Origin of the sequence: Granulicatella sp. WM01, from assembly GCF_004570605.1 — a bacterium.
Lineage (GTDB): Bacteria > Bacillota > Bacilli > Lactobacillales > Aerococcaceae > WM01.
Window position 1 is genome coordinate 1 of the sequence record NZ_SPPB01000120.1, and the last position, 1144, is coordinate 1144.

Here is a 1144-nt window from a genome sequence, read left to right on the forward strand (position 1 = left end):
AATTGCTAGATTTTAACATTCAACATTTAGGAGATGAAGCTAGACTTTATATTCAACAATATAGACCAGGTTATGGAGAAACTGATTATTGTTATGAAATCACATTTTTCAGATGTTATAAAGTAGCCTACGATACGGATGCGGGATGGATGGCTTTGAGAGGGATGCCGTATGGACCGCCAAAAGAAGTTATTTCTAGACAATATAATATAAAAGATGCTACCAGCTTTGGCATGTTATTAGGCTACGCTGCACAAGATATAAAGGTATCTGAATACAATTATTTCTTGAATAGCTACCATATTGTCGTGGCAAACATGACGATTGATATCATTTGTCAAGATATTGACATTAAACTTGTTCCAATTGCAGAACAAAATTTTTTCTGGAAACATATACAGAGTAAGCGAGTAAAATTTGAGAATTGGAAACCAATAATAGAAGAGTAAAAGATATTTATATTAAACTTGGTGGTAGTAAGAAAATGTGTATAGGACTAGGTGTTATATCTAGTCCTATATTAAAAGATTTTATTGATGTATTGTGTTATTAGATAGTCCTACTATTCTATATTAAAAGGAATAATTGTCATGAAATATCTAAACTTTATTATGTGTGCATAGAATTATTTTTCTGTAGTTGTTATAAGAGAGTTCTCTATAAACATTATCCAAAGTATCAACTGGTGCAGTAACTTTAACGTTATCAGAGTCAATTGCCGTAGGTACTATCGTTGGATCAATCAGTGGGGCTGCAGGAGGGTTTTCTTATGAAATAGTATCAGGTACCTTAGAAGGTAAACCGTCAGAAGAAGTTCTAGGTAATGCTTTGTCTGGTGCAGTAAGAGGAACGGTTACAGGAGGTATTGGTGGGGCATTTTCGCCAATTATTAACCAAGTAACGAGTGCAATTAGCAATCCCATTTCTAAATACGTTGTAGAAACTGTAGCAGAAACAGGTGTAGATGTTCTCAAAGGCGTTGTGCTAGGGAATGAGATTACTCCAGAGAGTGTAGTGTTTAATCTTGGCATTAATGCGGGATTAAACGCTGTTGTAGGGAAGATTAATCAAAGCAAAGCTAATCCAAATGATGATATACTAACGAACAATCCAGCTGAAAAATATACGAAAAAACTAATGGATT

General features: G+C 34.2%; 2 protein-coding genes. Both read left to right on the forward strand.

What is annotated here, in order from left to right; genetic code table 11:
• Positions 1-449: hypothetical protein (locus E4T68_RS09385; protein WP_167753879.1), on the forward strand; the 449-nt coding region annotated here is incomplete at its 5' end.
• 379 nt (positions 450-828) lie between these two features.
• A partial coding sequence (locus E4T68_RS08915; RefSeq protein ID WP_209305070.1) for a hypothetical protein occupies positions 829-1144 on the forward strand: 316 nt, incomplete at its 3' end.